16 protein-coding genes are annotated in these 18,234 nt (G+C 37.2%); 12 read left to right on the top strand and 4 right to left on the bottom strand.

Annotation, left to right across the window (positions count from 1 at the left end; translation table 11 throughout):
* Both J536_RS12405 and J536_RS12400 read left to right on the top strand, forming a co-directional pair.
* On the top strand, positions 1-1,407 hold the full coding sequence (locus J536_RS12405) for a molybdenum cofactor biosysnthesis protein MoeA (protein WP_032063052.1): 1,407 nt from the start codon (positions 1-3) through the stop codon (positions 1,405-1,407).
* A 696-nt stretch (positions 1,408-2,103) separates the two neighbouring features.
* Positions 2,104-2,664 carry a TetR/AcrR family transcriptional regulator gene (locus J536_RS12400; protein WP_032063051.1) on the top strand — a complete coding sequence of 187 codons (561 nt, stop codon included), beginning with the start codon at positions 2,104-2,106 and terminating at the stop codon, positions 2,662-2,664.
* A gap of 38 nt (positions 2,665-2,702) precedes the next feature.
* Here the strand turns inward: J536_RS12400 and J536_RS12395 are convergent, their stop codons facing one another.
* A complete protein-coding gene (locus tag J536_RS12395; RefSeq protein WP_032055310.1) occupies positions 2,703-3,569 on the bottom strand; it encodes a LysR family transcriptional regulator in 867 nt (288 codons plus the stop codon).
* Positions 3,570-3,897: 328 nt separating this feature from the next.
* Here J536_RS12395 and J536_RS12390 point away from each other — a divergent pair, with 328 nt between their 5' ends.
* From J536_RS12390 to J536_RS26445, 5 genes are all read left to right on the top strand, one after another.
* Positions 3,898-4,329 (top strand): DoxX family protein, encoded by a 432-nt coding sequence (locus tag J536_RS12390; protein ID WP_032055313.1) that lies wholly within the window; start codon positions 3,898-3,900, stop codon positions 4,327-4,329.
* A gap of 32 nt (positions 4,330-4,361) precedes the next feature.
* Positions 4,362-5,276 carry a hypothetical protein gene (locus J536_RS12385; RefSeq protein WP_032055314.1) on the top strand — a complete coding sequence of 305 codons (915 nt, stop codon included), beginning with the start codon at positions 4,362-4,364 and terminating at the stop codon, positions 5,274-5,276.
* A gap of 107 nt (positions 5,277-5,383) precedes the next feature.
* The gene (locus J536_RS12380; RefSeq protein ID WP_032063050.1) at positions 5,384-6,844 is read left to right on the top strand and encodes an alginate export family protein; all 1,461 of its coding nucleotides are present in this window, start codon (positions 5,384-5,386) and stop codon (positions 6,842-6,844) included.
* Between the two features lie 18 nt (positions 6,845-6,862).
* Positions 6,863-7,474 carry a M17 family peptidase N-terminal domain-containing protein gene (locus tag J536_RS12375; RefSeq protein WP_032063049.1) on the top strand — a complete coding sequence of 204 codons (612 nt, stop codon included), beginning with the start codon at positions 6,863-6,865 and terminating at the stop codon, positions 7,472-7,474.
* A gap of 101 nt (positions 7,475-7,575) precedes the next feature.
* Entirely contained in the window at positions 7,576-7,821 is a 246-nt protein-coding gene (locus tag J536_RS26445) for a hypothetical protein (RefSeq protein ID WP_080776951.1), read from the top strand.
* Between the two features lie 35 nt (positions 7,822-7,856).
* Here J536_RS26445 and J536_RS12370 read toward each other — a convergent pair whose 3' ends face one another.
* Both J536_RS12370 and J536_RS12365 read right to left on the bottom strand, forming a co-directional pair.
* The gene (locus J536_RS12370; protein ID WP_005068005.1) at positions 7,857-8,543 is read right to left on the bottom strand and encodes a pirin family protein; all 687 of its coding nucleotides are present in this window, start codon (positions 8,541-8,543) and stop codon (positions 7,857-7,859) included.
* A 188-nt stretch (positions 8,544-8,731) separates the two neighbouring features.
* Positions 8,732-9,592 (bottom strand): siderophore-interacting protein, encoded by an 861-nt coding sequence (locus J536_RS12365; protein ID WP_032055323.1) that lies wholly within the window; start codon positions 9,590-9,592, stop codon positions 8,732-8,734.
* Between the two features lie 393 nt (positions 9,593-9,985).
* Between J536_RS12365 and J536_RS12360 the strand changes: the two genes are divergently transcribed.
* On the top strand, positions 9,986-11,833 hold the full coding sequence (locus tag J536_RS12360) for an AMP-binding protein (RefSeq protein ID WP_032063048.1): 1,848 nt from the start codon (positions 9,986-9,988) through the stop codon (positions 11,831-11,833).
* Positions 11,834-11,903: 70 nt separating this feature from the next.
* On the opposite strand, the gene basB is transcribed toward J536_RS12360, so the two are convergent.
* Positions 11,904-13,934, bottom strand: a complete 2,031-nt coding sequence (gene basB, locus J536_RS12355; RefSeq protein ID WP_081404135.1) for an acinetobactin non-ribosomal peptide synthetase subunit BasB — start codon at positions 13,932-13,934, stop codon at positions 11,904-11,906.
* 631 nt (positions 13,935-14,565) lie between these two features.
* On the opposite strand from basB, the gene bauD reads away from it, so the two are divergent.
* The 4 genes from bauD to bauB are packed head-to-tail and all read left to right on the top strand — an operon-like array spanning position 14,566 to position 18,196.
* Positions 14,566-15,507: a ferric acinetobactin ABC transporter permease subunit BauD gene (gene bauD, locus J536_RS12350; RefSeq protein WP_032063046.1), complete on the top strand. Its 942-nt coding sequence runs from the start codon at positions 14,566-14,568 to the stop codon at positions 15,505-15,507.
* Entirely contained in the window at positions 15,507-16,454 is a 948-nt protein-coding gene (gene bauC / locus J536_RS12345; RefSeq protein WP_032063045.1) for a ferric acinetobactin ABC transporter permease subunit BauC, read from the top strand. The genes bauD and bauC overlap by 1 nt, the downstream gene beginning before the upstream one ends.
* Complete coding sequence (gene bauE, locus J536_RS12340) at positions 16,451-17,221, top strand: ferric acinetobactin ABC transporter ATP-binding protein BauE (RefSeq protein WP_032004524.1); 771 nt, start codon at positions 16,451-16,453, stop codon at positions 17,219-17,221. The genes bauC and bauE overlap by 4 nt, the downstream gene beginning before the upstream one ends.
* A gap of 6 nt (positions 17,222-17,227) precedes the next feature.
* A complete protein-coding gene (gene bauB / locus J536_RS12335) occupies positions 17,228-18,196 on the top strand; it encodes a siderophore-binding periplasmic lipoprotein BauB (RefSeq protein ID WP_032063044.1) in 969 nt (322 codons plus the stop codon).
* Positions 18,197-18,234 lie beyond the last annotated feature (38 nt).

Here is an 18,234-nt window from a genome sequence, read left to right as displayed (position 1 = left end):
ATGCAAAAAAAACTTCCAATACCAGATAACTTACCAAATCATTTAACGGACATTTTTTATCATATCAATATAAATTTGCCTAAAGGTGATTTAAAAGAAACTGTAGAGCTGGATAAAGCAATAAATCAAGTTAACGCAAGTGATGTATATGCTTTACAGGATTATCCTCTGCATAATTTATCTGAATATGCGGGTTGGGCTCTTAACTCAGAAACAACTCAATCTGCAAGTAAAGATAGCCCTTTATTAATTACTCATTGGTACTATTGGGGACAACAGCTTTATAGATCTATTAATCCGTATAAATTAGATCTAAAAGCTCCAAGTTTGTTAGAAATTCCTGCCTATACAAAATTACCAGAGTCTTTAGATTCAGTGGTTGCTGAACAAGATGAAAGATTAGATCTTTCTGATACTGAGGCTAAAAAGATTACTGGTTCTATTCCTGCCATGCATGGTGTTATCCCAAAGGGCAGTATATTTAAACAAGGCGATGTGATTCTAAAAAAAGATGAGAAACTGACTCCTGAAAAATTAATTGTTTTAAGACGAGCTGGAATCAAAGAATTATCTATATATAAAAATCCCAGAATTCTCATTGTAAGTATGCATTCTTTTGATAAAGAAGAAATGAGTGAGGAAAGTCTGTATGTTAAAAATGTCTTGAAAACATGGGGCTACAAGCAGGTAGAAATCAAATCACTCAAACCTGAACGTTTTGATGCTGCATTTAATAATCTTAGAAAAGATAATGATCTAGCTTTAGATGACTCATTAACGACAAGCAGGGACGATTATATAAAATTCTTTGAAGAACAAACTTCAAACTTTGATGTCATTATTTGCTGCACATATCAAAATAATCGTTCTTCTTTATTCCAGCTTGAAAAACTTCCAATTTTTGATCAAAGCAGCATGTCATCAGCCTTGAATACACGTTGTATGCCAGCTAATGAAATTAAAATTCTTAAAGGACAAGATAGGACTCCACCTAGTCGTGAGACTGTGCAGATATATGATGAAAGCGGTAATCATAAAGGTATGCGTGTAGTCGTTACAGAAGACAAAGCGACTATTATTAATTTACCGGGTGACATCCAAGATATTGCGATTCTAATGCATACTTTTGTGAAATACATTTTGAATAAGCACATCTCAGACTTTTTTGATCATGCTTACTTTAAAGGTAAAACTGACATAGAAATTGTTCCTGATGTGACAAATAGAAAGTTGTTATGGGGGTGTTATAAGGCTCAAGAAAATGGGGAATATGTATTAGAAATTATTGAGCAACAACAGTCATATCAGATAGAGCCATTTGTTAAAGCGAATTGTATTGTGATAGTACCTTTTCAAGAGCAGACAATTGCAAAAGGCACTGATTTATATTTTATGAAAATAGGTTAAGTCTAATTTCTATTTATAATTTAATTGAGCGGTGTAACCTTTAAACTTGTTAAAAGGTTACAACCTATAAAGTTATAGCTGCCAACCCCCCACCTTTATAAACCCCTCTTAAACAATAACCAACTCATTATTTATCCTTACTTTTTAATGATCTAATTTAAAACAAATGTCATTTTGTGTGCTTGACTGCAATAGGGCAGAGCACTATCCTTTGCCTGCTGGCCACATTGCCAGCCGGCTTTGACAGGCTGAATATTATCTCCCGCATCAGAGTTATTTCTTCTGAGGAATAGTCTTGTGTGGTAGCTACTCGTCCCTTTCCCGTAGCGGTAGGACGGGAGAGGGACACCTTCGGGTGTGCTAGTTTGAGATAATACTAGTCTGTCAACCTTCTTCCGTTCTGCCACCATAATTCTATAAATGTCTGGCAGAACTCCCAATAAAAAGGAGTTGGCTTTGCACATTCTTAATTTCTTGGCAGCGACTGCCAAAAGCTATAACGACACAACTTAAAAATTTAAAGCAGCTTGATGCCCTTTAGGGTTTTCAGGCTTTAAGTCATTACGGCTCAAAAAAACTTGCATTAACAATAAAACTTGAGATGTGCCAAGCACAGTCTTACGGCTTTGCTATGCCATTTTTCTCCCAAAAAAGTATCTAGTTTAGAAACAACAAGAATTTATAACGGTAAAAAATATGCCAAATTTAGTTCTCTCAACACGTGCGATCCAAATTATTAATACATCGATTCATTTGTTTCATCATCACGGATTTCATACCGTGGGCATCGACCGAATCGTGAAAGAGTCTCACACTCCAAAAGCAACTTTTTATAACTACTTTCACTCTAAAGAGCGATTTATTGAAATCTGTTTGATCGTGCAAAAAGAACGCTTAAAAGAAAAAGTAGTCTCAATTGTTGGGTACGATCAAAGTACAAACGTGAAGGATAAACTTAAGAAAATTTATTTCTTACATAGCGATGTAGAAGGGCCGTACTATTTGATATTTAAAGCAATTTTTGAAACGAAACTCAGCTACCCAAAAGCCTATATCACCGCAGTGAGGTATAGAACGTGGCTCATCAATGAAATTTATAGCCAGCTTAGAACATTTAAAAATGATGCGACTTTTCAGGATGCCAAATTATTTTTATATATGATCGAAGGCGCAATCATTCAGCTTTTAAGCTCGGAGGCGGCAATTGAACGGGAAAAGGTGCTGGATTGTTTTTTGGCGGGGTTGGTTTTTAGCTAATGAAAACCAATAGCTCTATGAGATCGAAAAGTTCTAAGCTATAAAGCTTCAGTAATAGACTGAAAATGTTGTTTTAACGTGTTTAAGAAAAGCTGAACCTTTTTTGGAATTTTTGATCCATAGGGCGTGGTTGCATAAAAATGAAGTTTTGTAGAAAAAATGTCTTGAGAGCAATTAATTATCACTCCCTCATCTTCATATTTTTTAGCCAAAAAATCCGGAATATATAAAATACCTTTATTTTTCTTACATAGATCCAAAAGTATTTCTATATTATTGCAGATTAGTTGAGGCGTCGAATTAATGATTTTATTTTCTAAGTCTGTTCTTGAATATAAAAATATATTATGTTTTCTTAATTCTTCTATACTTTTAGGTTTTCCATATTTTTTTAAAAAGGCAGCTGTTGCATAGAAGTTTCTTTTATAGCTATTTAGAATAAAAATATTTTCTTCTCTAACTTCCTCTTCAATTTTTAAAATAATGTCAAATTTATGTTCATTTATACCTAGTGCTTTTTCGGAAAATAATAAATCAATCTCGATATTAGGATATTGAATTAAGAAATTAGAAATAATATCTGAAAAGCAAGTTTGAATAAAAGCATGTGGAGCACTAACTTTTAATATACCCTCTGGGTACTTTTGGTCATAGATGAAGTCATTGGCAGCCAAATCTAACTCTTTAACAATAACTTTACAACGCTGATAAAACTTCTCTCCTGAGCGGGTGAGGTCCATCTTTCGGGTGTTACGCGTAAACAATGATGTACTGAATAAACTTTCTAGATAAAAAATTCTTTTAGAGACTTGATCTCGAGTAATACCTAAATTTCTAGAGGCATTACTAAAATTTCCATTCTCTACGACACTAATGAAAGTATAAATACAGTCTAGTTTATCCATTAAATTTTGAAAGGCTAACTTGGCGTGTCGCTAAACTATATTATGATCTTTTACTTATCAATCATTGTATCTTTTGAGGATACAGTTTGTATTTAAATAGGTATCTAGTAGTTTACGTTTATTTTTGATTTTATATATATTGTCTTTTATTTGGATTACTTGGTGGTTTATAAAAATATATAGGTGGTATTTTAAAATTAAAAAATTTTATCTGGTTTTAAAAAATTATTTTTAAGAGACTGGTTTTATATTAAATACATCGTTTTATTAATACTGGGGTGGATTTTTATAAATGATTAGAAATAAAGAATATCAATGAGGTAAAGAAATGAGTGACTTGATTAATAATAATCCAGTATGGGTTAAAAAGATTTTATCAATTCATGGATTGCTTCCACTTCTTCGAGTTGCATTAGTTTCAGCCTATTTGGTTGGTGGAATTAATAAGTTCATCGGTTTTCATGCGGCTATTGAGGAGCAAGCAAGTTTTGGTTTGCAACCGGCTTGGCTCTGGGCAGCCGCAGCGATTGTGATTGAAATTGTGGGTTCGCTCTTGGTTATTTTTAATCGTTTTGTCTGGTTAGGAGCAGGGGCTTTAGGCTGCTTAACCGCAATAGCGATGCTAGTTGCCAACGACTTTTGGAATCATACAGGTCCTGCATTTTTTAGTACGTTTAATAGTTTTTTCGAACACCTCGGTCTTATCGCTGCTCTGGTGATGGTCACTATTCTTTCTAATCAACAACCAAACAAACAATAAGCTACAGCATCTAATTCTAATAGGAGTCTTTTATGCGTAAATCATTATCAGCTTTGCTTTTAAGCACAATGCTAGTGGGCGCCAATGTTGCCATTGTTCCTCAGGTTTTAGCCAAGACAACAACGAGTGTAAAAAGTGAAGCACCCGGCGTAGCTCCTCAATACGATACAACACATGTGTATGTTAACCCCGAAGACTTCGATAAATTTACCGATAGCTTAGTAGCAACATTTGGGGGAACTAAATCTAAACAAGGCGTTTTTCAGGTCACTCCAACACCAAGCCAGACCATTTCCCAACTTGTATTGACCCCAGTAGGAACATTGTCTGTATTCGGCTTTAAAACACCAGTTCCACATCCTTTTGGCTTGGAAAGAACAGGCTATTTAGTCAAAGATATGGATGCGGCAGTGCAGTCTGCTAAAGCGAATGGCGCCGATGTCATTGTTGAGACATTTCCAGATCCGATCGGGCGTGATGCAGTCATTCAATGGCCGGGTGGCGTGAATATGCAACTTTATTGGCACACCACTAAACCGAGCTATAACAAACTAGAAACTGTGCCAGAAAATCGTATTTATATTTCAAAACAAAGTGCGGATTCTTTTGTTAAAAAATTCGTCAATTTCTCACACGGTAAAGTGGTTTCAGACAATCCTAAAGCGGCTGGTGTAGAAATTGGACGCCCAAATGAAACCTATAGACGTATTCGCGTGGAATCTGATTTCGGCAAAATGACAGTGTTGGTTACCGATGGTCATCTTCCTTACCCATATGGGCATGATATGACGGGTTATGAAGTCAAAAACTTATCTGAGACTTTAGATAAAGCGACAAAATCTGGTGCGACAGTCTTGGTGAATGCCTATAAAACAGATGGTCGCGAGGCCGCGATGGTACAGTTCCCGGGTGGTTATATTGCTGAAATTCATGCCGCTACAAAGTAATTTATTGCCTTAATGATTGATAAAACAACACTCATATTGCTTAAGGGCAATGTGGGTGTAAACGACTAAGTCTTTGCAATGACCTATTGATTACCGTGGAAAACTAGATGGCCCAGCATATTTCTAAAGATAGAAAATATCGAATTAAGTGCTCAGAAACTTACCGTAAAATAATTAAAATAAGTTTATTGCTGACGGGGAGTTTATTTTTTTATGAAGTTACTCATGCGGAAAATGAAGCTTCAAATACAAATGCATGTCCAACTCGTCCAAAAATCTCAACGAATCGCTGGCAGGAAAATTGGGATGTTTTAAAAAATCCATGTGTGCCAAAGAAAATAGGTGATGATTTTAAATATATACCTTTTGGTGATAATAATTATTTATCACTAGGGGCAAATATTCGCGAGCGTTTTGAAGTCAATAATAATGCGAGATTTGGTAGCGGAAATAATCAAGCCGATCGCTATTTAATTCAAAGATTACAAGTTCATGCCGATGCACGTATAGGTGATCATTTACAATTATTTACTCAGCTCAGTGATGCGCGAGCGTTTGATAAAAAGAATATTAGCAGTACCGATCAAAATAGACTTGATGTAGAACAAGCCTTTATTGCGTGGGTGAGTCCTTTAAATAATGGAACTTTTAAGTTTAGAGTTGGGCGTCAAGAGATGGCTTTTGACTTGCAGCGCTTTATTTCGAATCGCGAAGGGCCAAACGTTAGACAAGCTTTTGATGGCATTTGGTCTGGTTATGAATATGGCGATTGGAGAGTTTTAGGTTATCTCACTAGACCTGTTCAGATTGAAAAAGATTCAACTTTTAATGACCACTCGAAAAGCGATTTAAGTTTTAGCGGCTTTCGTGTAGATAAACAAAATGTATGGGGCGGTGAGTTATCTGGTTATTACTCACGTTATGAACGCGATAACGCATCTTTTACAAGCGTTAAGGGAAATGAGATTCGAGACTTATATGATGCTCGTCATATGGGTAAAAAGAATAATATTGATTGGGATGTTGAAGGCATGCTGCAACATGGAAAGATTGGTGGACAAACTATTCAGGCATGGGGACTCAGTAGCATTACAGGGTACACATTTGCTGAACAAGCTTGGTCACCACGTTTAGGCGTCCAGTTTGATATAGCCACAGGCGATAAAAGCGCCAATGATAATGAGCTCAATACCTTTAACCAACTCTTTGCAAATGGCTCATACTTTACTTTGGCGGGTTATAGTGGCTACAGCAATATCATTCACATCAAACCATCTCTTACACTTAAGCCTTCCGATAAACTCACCCTATTAACCGCATTAGGTTTTCAATGGCGTGAAACCACCAATGATGCAGTTTATTTCCAAGGCAATAACAGCATGGCGAACACAGCAGGACAAGGTTCAAGCTGGACGGGAGCATATATTCAACTAAGAGCAGATCAAAAAATAAATTCTAATCTGTCTGTTGCTGCCGAAGGAGTACACTTTGAAGTCGGAGACACGATTAAGAGAGCTGGAGGTAAAGACTCAAATTATCTGGGTGTTGAACTTAAATATGGATGGTAAATCGAGAAGAGAAAAAATATGGGCACAGATTTAAAGCAAACAAAAATTGGCTATTATCAAAATCTAGATATTGAACTGGTGACTTGGGACTGCACCTCGGCTGAGGTTGAACTTTCCTGTGCTTGTATTTTTGAACATGAAATGAATAACCGTTCTTTTTCTGGCGGTTTAGCACATTTAGATGAAGCACTAAATGGAAGGTTAAATGAAATACGGAAAAATAATTGGTTCAGTGCGAAATTGAACGATACTCTTTTAATAAATCAAACGCCATCGACCATACAAGCCTCTAAAGTTTTACTGATAGGAATGGGCGCTCCAGAAGAGTTTACGTTAGAGAGAATCAAGACCGCGATAAAAACTGTTGTAAAGACAACGCATCAACTGGAACTGAAAAGTGTGGCATTTGCCCCTAGTATTTTAGATACAGGTCTGAATCCTCCCTCTGGTTTAAATGAAGTAATGCTGCAAGCTCTCAAAGAGGAACTAGACCGACATCATCAGCTTCATTTGCAAAATTTAGTCAAAAAATCTGAAATTGAAAGATGGGTTTTTGATGCGGGTTTTCAAAATTATGAGGCGAAGGCCGAGCAATATATAAAGTCTTTTTCTAAAATTTTTTATAGCTAATATTTCAACTTATCAATAAACAACTTGTTTATTAAACATGACTCATATAATAAATGGGAACACAACAAGCATCTCTATAGCTTGATCTAGGAGGTCGTTATTTGAAGTTATTTATTATTATATTCATAGTCATTTTTTCTAGTATTGGGCTCATTTGTTTAATCGCACTACTCAGAAATTTAAAAAATTATTCACCATCTGGTGAGCATGATCATTCATCTACTTCAACACATCATTTTCACGATAATAGTCCGAGTCATCATCATAGCTCTAGTTATTCAAATGACTGTTCATCATCATCTTCAGATTCAGGCGGATGTGATGGCGGTGGTGGCGGGGGAGATTAAAAAAAGCCCTTTTATGCAAAGGGCTTTTTTATGATTTAAGGTAAATCGAACCAGATAAATTGACTGTCTTCAGTTGCGTGAATTGTCGCTTTATCTTCAAAAACTAAAGCATCACCTGCTTTAACTTCTTGATCGCCAATGCGAACTACACCCGAAATCACATGCACATAGTTCACTTTTTTAACCGTATCAACCGTTAACTCATGTCCTTTTTCCAATACTGCAGATTTTACTTCTGCATTTTGGCGAATATGCATTGGTGCATTTGCATCAGGTCCTGCAATTAAATGCCATTTGTTTGGATCTTTACGTGGGTCAAGATTAATTTGCTGGTAATTAGGCTCTGCATCTCTTTCATCAGGAATAATCCAGATTTGTAGTAAATGTACAGGCGTATCAGTGTTGTTGATTTCACTGTGGGCAACACCTGTGCCGGCACTCATAAGTTGCCATTCACCTGCTTTAATCTGGCCTTCATTTCCCATGGTGTCGCGATGTGAAATTGCACCATCTAGCACACAAGTTAAGATTTCCATGTTGTCATGGGAGTGCGTACCAAAACCATTATGCGCATCAATCTGGTCGTCATTAATTACACGTAGAGCGCTTACACCCATATATTTAGGGTCGTACCAACTACCAAATGAAAAGCTGTGATAAGACTCTAACCAGCCTGCTTTTACATGACCTCGATCTTCACTACGATGTAGATAAGCATTCATGATCTAATCTCCCAAATTTTTATTTATCTCTTGAGAAATATAGTAATGTTCTATGTGGGCTAAAAAATAGGTTAACTGCAACATGTCGTTGCATAATTGATATGGTCGTATAGTTTTATATTTATAGATCTATGTTGACTCATAAAAAAACCTGCACAAGGCAGGTTTTATTCAAATGATTGCTGATCTTAATTCGCTAAATCAAGGTCATCATATTCATTCAAGGTCTTACCTTGCTGAATATGTTTTTGATAATGTTGAGCACGGAGTATGTCTAGTTCTGAACTTGATACGCCATCTCTCCAATACCCAGCAATACGCACGTCATTTTTATTAAACTGTTTGTCTTCTAGAAAAAACTGGCGTAAAGCTCTGGCTTCTTTGCGTTCGCAAGCCGCCCAAATCGTAATATTGTCATAAGTTTTTAGCGCAAATGCTGCTTTTAAAAGAAGACCTTTTTGTGGCGTGTGATGTTCTTTATGGAACGAATGAATTTTGACGTGGTCATGACGGGGTAATTGGCTAGCAATATCTTTTTCAAAACTCTCAATGAAAATATCAGCACTTACGCCATTTTCCCATTCATTCAATATTGAATATAACGCAGGTACAGCCGTATCGTCGGCAAACATGACCACATGTTTTTTATGTATGAAATTGGGAATGAAATGAGGACGGGGGCCAATAAGCCCGATTTTTGTACCCACTTGAGCTGAATTAAGCCATTCCATTGCTGGGCTTAAATCTTCATGTTTAACAAAATCAATTTCGATTTGAGTGTTTACAGGATTGAACGAACGGACCGTATAGACGCGTGAGATGGGTTGTCCATCTGGCGGATTACTCACAATTAACCGAATTGCCAAATTGGGAGCTTGCCAAAGCTCTGGCTGTAATGTGTTGATTTTTCCTTGAATTCTGACAATGGACGGATACGGCGTATGGATCGAGACGATAGTCATCTCAAGCTGTTCCATATCTTGTAAATGGTCTTTTTCTTTTAGTAACTCGCCATATTCTTGTTTCGATTTTTCTGCAATTTTTGTCATACATATAACCCAAGCTTCATGATTACTATAGAGCGTAATAATTGATATAGATGTAGTCTCTCTATTCATTACGATAACTAAGTTAGCCCTAAATGTAAATAATAATCATTATTAATTGTGGTTTTTAGTTCATAAATATAGACCTCTAAACGATTAGACCTAAGGTTAAAAATTATCTTATTGTTTTGATATTTATGATTTTTCATAAATGACTTTTAAAACGAGAAAATTGATATTTCTCTTAATATTAATTGTAAATGATTATCATTTGTATTATTGTGCTGGGATATCTATTATTCGAACAAACAGCGATAAAGACGACATTTTTATAACTTTGTTTTGAATATTAGGTTGGGTGGTATTGCATAAAGAATAGGGTGAGGACCAAGATAAATGCTAAAAGATTTGAGTCAAAATTTAGGGCAAATGAATGATAAAAATAACAACGTAGAAAATTTCTTAAAGCAAATTTATGAAAATATTTTTGATCAAAATTCCAATCGAACAGCACTTATTTTTGAAGACCGTAGCATTAGTTATGCTGAGGTAGGGACTCAGGTCGCCAAAGTTATGTATGCGCTAAAAAAGCAAGATTTGGCGACAGGGTCAGTGGTTGCAATTTGTTTGAGAAAAAGTCCTGAGCATATTTATACCGCTTTGGCATGTGCGCTCACAGGCATCATTTGGTTACCTGTAGATATGGATTCTCCGCCGTCGAGACTGAACTATTTATTGACGAATAGTCGGGCAGATGTTGTGGTAAGTGACTTATCCATTGCTGGTGTTCAAAACCTAAATATTAATGAAATTTTATCGGCTACAACTGAGTATGAACCGAGCTTTAATGCCGAAATCAACCGTCTTCCGGCGTATTATTTATATACTTCGGGAAGTACAGGAACTCCGAAATGTGTGGTCCTAAATAATCAAGCCACAGAAAACACGCTACAACAAACAATCTCGGAATGGAGAATTACTGCGGACGATGTGATTATGGCGGTAACACCGTTTCATCATGATATGTCGGTATTTGATGTTTTTGCTTCAATGGCAGTGGGTGCAACTTTGGTGGTGCCATCCTTTGAGCAAAGTAAAAATGCTGTTGTCTGGGCCAATTTAGTAGATCGCTACAAGGTTACGCTTTGGAGCAGTGTGCCTGCCATTGTCGATATGCTGTTCAGTGTAGCTCAAAAAGAACAATTACAGTCTTTGCGTTTAATTGCCCAAGGCGGCGACTATATCAAACCTTCACTTATAGCAAAGTTAAAAGAACAATTGCCTAACGCTCGTTTATTTTCATTAGGTGGGCCTACCGAGACCACAATTTGGAGTATATGGCATGAAATAAATGAGCAAGATCAGGAAATTATTCCGTATGGAAAAGCTTTAGAAAATAACCATTATTTTATTTTGGATGAAAATCTAAAGCCTTGCCAAATGGGCGAGGTCGGTACGATGTATATGTCCGGCCTGAATTTATCAAATGGTTATTTACTTGATGGGGAAATTAATTATAAAGATTTCGTTGAAATTCAAGTGAGTGAAAATGAAACTCAAACTGCTTTTCGCATGAGTGATCAAGGATATTTTAGGGAAGATGGAAATATTATTTTTGCTGGACGTGAGGAAGGTTATTTAAAAATAAAAGGCGTGAGAATCTCTGCGGCCGAGGTTGAAAATGCTTTAACGAAGAACCCGTATATTCATAACTGTGTCGTAGTAAGTTGTGTACATCCAACGACTGAAACTCAAGAGTTAGTCGCCGTTTATACTCTAGAAAATAAATACAAAACTACTCGCTTAAATAGCCCAGAATTAAAGAACTTTTTAAAAGTGCATTTGCCAAGTTCACATATTCCTTCGAAATATTTGGGCATCGAAACCATACCTTTGACCCGAAATGGAAAAATTGATCGTAAAGCTGTGCAAGAAATCGCTCAGGGGAAAATTTATGTATCTTCTACGTTGTCTACAAATTCCACTAAGACACTGTCATCAGTTGCTGAGGTGGGAGATTCGGTCTTATCGGTTTTCCGTGAATGCATAGCTGACAGCCAAGCTGAAAGAATGGATATTTTTTATAGAAGTGAAATATTAGCGATAGGAATTCGTCCGAAACAACTCATGAGTATTGCTCAGAAACTTTCTCAGAAGCTCAATACAGAAATTGATTTTTATACACTCATTAGCTGCAAAACAATTCAGGATGTGGTGAATAAAGTAGAGCAGCAAATAAAATAGAAAAATTGAAATGTGCTTAAAAGCCGAGTTGAGCCGTTTGCTTTTAAGCACATGGTTGGTTTTAGGACAACTAGATTTGAGCTAAGGTTGCCTTAATTTTTTCACAGATACTTTGCACTGTTGTAGTCGGGAAGCGGTGGGCTTGATACGTAATGATCATGCTTAACTGATGTTGTCCATCAATCACATTTTCCATAATTTCAAAATGTAACCCGAACATCGATTCATCACGTTCCGGCAAAATCTGGCGATAAGGAAGGTCTTGTCCCTGAGGTGTTTTGAGCGCGCCGTTTAAAGCGTTATTTGAATGGATATGAACAAACACATCAAATAACAGTCCGTCATCAGCGCTCATTCCTAATGCATTTTGTATATGGTTGATGGGAATATCTGCATAGGCCATCGATGTATTAATCATTGTGCTGATATTGTGGAGCAATGATTGGAATGAATCTGAAGGGCTAAACTGTGTGCGATGCGCCACCATTGTCGTAAAGTAACCTACCGTATCAAAAAACTCAGGATCAGTTCGTCCAGAAGCAGAAGTACCAATCACAATATCTTTTAAATTACCTTGTTGCTGTAACGCATTGGCGATAGCAGTATAGATAACCGCGAAAATAGAAGAGCTGTGTTGTCTAGAAAATGCGAGGAGCTTTTCATACATTTCTGGTGCAAATTTAAGTTCGAGCCATTGGACTGGAGGTTTTTCCTTTTCAGCATTTAATTCATTTTCTGAAATAGGGAGACTTAGACCTTTGGTTGCTCCTGTTAGCAGGTTAGTCCAATAATTTAGATGGTCTTGGTTGATCCCTTGCTTTTGCTGGAGTAAAGAAAAATCAAGAATAGATTGGGCAGGTGCCTTCCAATTTGGTGCTTGAGCATTTGAGCGAGCAAGATAAGCATGCGCAAGGTCAGCCATAATGGTATTTAAAGACCATTCATCAATTACCATGTGGTGAACTAAAAACGATAGAGTTTGGCGACCTTTGGCATTTCGAATTAAACGAATTCTTAAGGGAAGTTCACGGGTTAAATCAAATTTATATGAAGCTTCACTGGCAAGCGTTGCATCTTTACTTTCGGCACTGTTCCAAAACCATTTGAATTGTTTAACTTCAGACGTAGGAACAACCTGCTGATAGGTTTGACCATTGGCGCTATTAAAAATTGTGCGTAAACCTGCATGGCGCTCAATAATATCTGTAAAGGCTTGCAAGAAAATAACTTCATTAATTTCTTCAAGGAATTCTACGGCAAATGGCAAGTTATAAATTGGACTAAAATCGAACGCAGAATAAGCTTGCCACAGGAAATCTTGAGCTAAAGTAAGCGGGGCTTTATCGACACTTTGTAAGGTGGATTTTTCAGTTTTTGCAGATTTAACGAAAGCATATTGGGCTAAGTCAGCAGCAGATGGAGATTTAAAGAAATCATTAAATTGAATCTCAATTCCATGTTTATTGAGTAGATTTCCAATAATTCGTGTTGCTAATAGTGAATGGCCGCCAAAATCAAAAAAGTCATCATGTTGGCTCATTTCTGGTTCAGCAAGGGTATTTCGGAACTCTTCTAAAATAATTTCTGAAACATAAGTTTGGTTAGGTTGTTGTGGCGTTTTTGCGAAACTTGTATCTAGATGATGTGAGATATCAATTTCCGTCAGTACCAATGGCATATTATTGGGTGAATATTGTTGATATCTATTTTGTATGGCCTGAATGAAATCTGACTTTTGATAGCTTTCATCAAGAATAGGATGGAGCGCTAAAATAAGAAAATAGTCTTGTTCAGTTTCTATGAGATTTGTAAGAAAAGGGGGATGAAATTCTGCATTCCATGCTTGGGCTTTTAAGGTAGCTACCTGCTCAAATACTTGTTCTGTATTGCTCTTTTTTAATTCTAGGCAAGCTGAATGATCATCAAATGGATATTTATATAAATCGCCTTCGTCACTAAATGTATAACGGACATTTAAGTCAGGCGTAGTTTTAATAATGTCTTGAATTGCTTTAATCAGCAGTTGAATGTCTAAACCTTGATTAACTTTCCACAGATTAAAACGTCGATTAACTTGTTCAGGCTGCTGTAATTGCAACATCCAGATATGTTCTTCGTAATCAGTAACCGAAAGGAGAGAGGGCGATTTGGAAAATTGTTCCAACATAAATGAATCCTGGTTTATCAAATGGCTATTTTCATCAATTTTTATTTCGCAAATTTTTTACATTAGATTAAATTTCATATAATTCATAATGTTATAGATTTGCTTGTTTGCAAAAATTGACCTTTTTCTAATGAGTTGATGTCCACATGAACTGTACTGATGTAACAGTAGGGTTACATTTTACCTTTAAACATACTATAATTGATTCTCATTTACATCAAGATTATTATTTGCAAGAAGATGATGCCAATTGAGAAGGACGAATTTTTAAAATAGAAAATAAATAATAAGTAATTGATTAATATTTATTTAATTCGAAATTGGTTCGGCAAAAATAATTTAAAGATGAAAAAAACGATCCTCAGAATAGGGCTGTGATTGTGCCTATTCAAAAGGAACTGATTCTGTTGTCTCGATAAAATTGAGGAATTTTCATGAGAATATTCAATCATGAAAGGTTAATAAGCCCATCAAATCTTGAACAAATTTTCTCTCGCTTTGTTTGGATGGGACTAAATTTGCAATTTGTATCGGCTTTATTACGCTCAAGTGGGGCACGCCACTGATGCGATTCGGCTTATTTTTTATTTTTATCCTTTTATGTATTTGCTCGTTATTGCTCGGGGCTGAGCCAATACAGTGGTCTAACTTATTTTCTTTTTCTCATGAGAGTTGGCTCACTCTTACAGCCAGCCGTATCCCTCGTTTAATCACTATTGTGCTTACCGGTATCGGGTTGGCGGTATGTGGTGTCATCTTGCAGCATATTGTGCGTAACAAGTTTGTTGAACCAGAAACTTCGGGCGGTTTAGATGCTGCCAAGCTAGGAATTTTAGTGTCGTTAACTTTAGTTCCGGTAACCAGCACGTTGAGTAAAATGATATTTGCGATCATTTTTTGTTTTATTGCCAGCTTAATTTATATCGCAATTATCCGCCGGATCCGTTTTAGAAATACGGTTTTAGTACCGGTTATTGGTTTGATGTACGGCAGTGTACTGAGTGCCTTAGCTGAGTTTTATGCCTATCGCTTTAATATTTTACAAAGTATGCAAGGGTGGCTTTTAGGAGATTTTTCAAAAATTGTCCAAGGCCACTATGAAGTTATTTACATTATTTTTCCGATAGTTGTCCTGACTTATCTTTTTGCACACCGCTTTACCGTGATTGGTATGGGTGAAGAGATGGCTTCTAGCTTGGGACTTAGTTATGCAGCTATAGCCGCCATTGGTTTAATACTGGTTGCCATTACAGTTTCAACCACAGTAATTACTGTTGGTGCCATTCCTTTTGTCGGGCTCGTGGTCCCCAATTTGGTCGCACTGAAATACGGAGAAAACTTAGCTAAAACCTTGCCCATTGTGGCTTTGGGTGGGGCATCACTATTACTGGTTTGCGACATTCTTGGTCGCTCGATTATTTACCCATTTGAAGTGCCAATTGGACTTACCGCAGGTGGTGTGGGGGGAATTATTTTCCTCATCCTCATTTTGAGGGAATTCAGATAATGCGTATTACAAAGCTATGGACGATTTATCTAATTGTCATCTGCCTAGCAATAAGTTTTTTATTTTTAAACTCAGGGTTAGATTTTGATTACGTCATTCCTAATCGACTTCTGCGTCTTGCCACGATTGTGATAGCCGGTATTTGTGTTGCTTTTTCCTCGATTGTTTTTCAAACACTGGTCGGTAATCGTATTTTGACCCCTTCCATTATGGGCTATGAAGCGATTTATCTCTTATGGCAAGTTTTGTTGTTGTTTTTTTGGGGAACGCATGGATTAAGCCAGTTAGGGGTAAATGGTAATTTCTTTATCTCAATCGTTTTAATGCTGCTTTATTCGTGGGTAATCCATAAGTGGTTATTGCCATATGGCAGAAATGATGTGTTTCTCCTGTTGCTTTTAGGTTTAGTCCTTACGATGGTCGTCGGGACGGTTACTCAATTTATTCAACTCAAAATTAATCCTGGTGAATTTTCTGTTTTCCAAGGCCTTAGCTATGCTTCGTTTAATCGCTCTCAACCAGAAACTTTATTTTATGCCAGTGTAGTCGTAGTCATTGTTCTATTCCTCGGTAGAAAAGCACTCCCTGTTTTGGATGTTCTGGTTTTAGGGCGTGAGCAAGCCATTTCATTAGGCATTCATCATCACCGTTATGTCAGTTTCTATTTAGCTCTAATCGCTATTTTGGTTGCGGTATCTACCAGTCTCATTGGCCCGACAGTATTTATGGGCGTATTCATTGCCAACATTACTTATGCACTAGCAAGAAGTTATAAGCATAAATTAACGCTGCCCATGGGCTGTGCCATCACGATTGCCATATTTATTGCTGCTCAAATTTTAGTTGAGCACGTTTTTAATTACAAAACGACCGTCAGCATTTTGGTCAATCTGGTATGTGGCATTTATTTCCTTGCGCTGACGGTTCGTACCCGAGGTGTTGCATGATTCATGTCAAGAATATCAATAAGTCATATGGAAATAAGCCAGTACTGACTGACGTAAATGTTGAATTTCCTACAGGTCAGGTGACATCACTCATTGGTCCAAATGGAGCTGGAAAATCGACTTTGCTCATGATGATGGCACGTTTAATTGAGCCAGATAAAGGCGAGATTTTTCTTAATCATCAAAATATTGCGGATATTAAAACCGCTGTTTACGCCAAGCATGTCGCGACTTTACGTCAAGCACCCGGCTTTAATTTGCGCTTAACCGTAGAAGAGCTGGTTTCATTTGGACGCTTTCCCTATAGCCGTGGTGTTTTAACCGAGCAAGATCGTCAGGTGGTTGATGAGGCGATTGAGTTTCTTTCTTTAGAGCCGCTGCGCAAATCTTACATCGATGAAATTAGTGGTGGCCAAAGGCAAATGGCCTTTTTGGCGATGACGATCGCACAGCAAACAGACGTACTTTTATTAGACGAACCCTTAAATAACCTTGATATGAAACATGCCGTTCAAATTATGCGCGCACTCAGGCGCTTATGCGATGAACAAGGGCGCACTGTGATTTTAGTCATTCATGACATCAATTTTGCCACGAATTATTCGGATCATATTGTCGCGCTGAAGAACGGCAAGCTTCATTTCAGTGGGTTAACCGAACAAGTGATTACAGAGGCGCAATTAAATGATCTGTACGAGCTTGATTTTGAAATTACATACAGTGAGCGTGGCTGTATGTGTAATTACTTCAACTCATCTGGAGCTTGAATACATATGAACTGGAAGAAAAAGTATGGGGGAGTAGCCCTCATCATAGCGGCAGCTGTCACTCTACAAGCATGTGATCAAAAAGTTGCAGATACCACTCAAGCTTCTCAGAAGCTCGCAGAACCGATTACGGTGAAACATGCGCTTGGAACTACGGTGATAGATCATTTACCGCAACGCGTTGCCGTACTTGATATGAATGAAGCTGACTTTCTAGATCAACTCAATGTCCCGATTATGGGAATGCCAAAAGATTATGTTCCACACTTTTTGGAAAAATATAAAAAAGATACACAAATTCAGGATTTGGGTGCAATTGTGCAGCCCAACATGGAAAGAATATATGCATTAAAACCAGACTTGATTTTGATGACGCCATTACACGTTAATCAGTATCAGGAACTGTCAAAAATTGCCCCGACCATTCATTACGATATTAACTTCAACAATAGTGAGAGTAATCATATTGGTTTGGTTAAAGACCATATGATGACCTTAGGAAAAATATTTAATAAAGAAGATTTAGCCCGCCAGAAAGTTTCTGAACTCGATGAACAGTTGAAGCAAGTACAAGCCGTAACGGCCAATCGCCCAGAAAGAGCGTTAGTCGTTCTTCATAACAATGGGGCATTTAGTAATTTTGGTATTCAGTCACGCTATGGCTTTATTTTTAATGCTTTTGGGGTAAAGCCTGCAAGTGGTGTGATGGATACAAGTCTACATGGGCAACCTATTTCGAGTGAATTCATCAAAAAAGCGGACCCAGATATTCTCTATATCGTGGACCGAACTGCTGTGATGGAACATCGCTCAAAAATTAATGCTGCCAGTGTTGAAAATCCATTATTACGTCAAACCAAAGCATGGAAAAACGGTCGTGTCATTTTTGTCGATGCCGATGCGTGGTACACCACGGCTGCAAGCCCAACCTCACTCAAAATAGTGATGGAAGATGTGAAAAAAGGCTACCAATAAATTTTTAGGTACATCACTTAATCAAATTTTACAGCATA

The sequence above is a fragment of the Acinetobacter sp. 809848 genome (assembly GCF_000581275.1).
Lineage (GTDB): Bacteria > Pseudomonadota > Gammaproteobacteria > Pseudomonadales > Moraxellaceae > Acinetobacter > Acinetobacter pittii.
The sequence above is the reverse complement of the archived record's forward strand: the minus strand, read 5'-3'. Positions and strand labels throughout refer to the sequence as shown.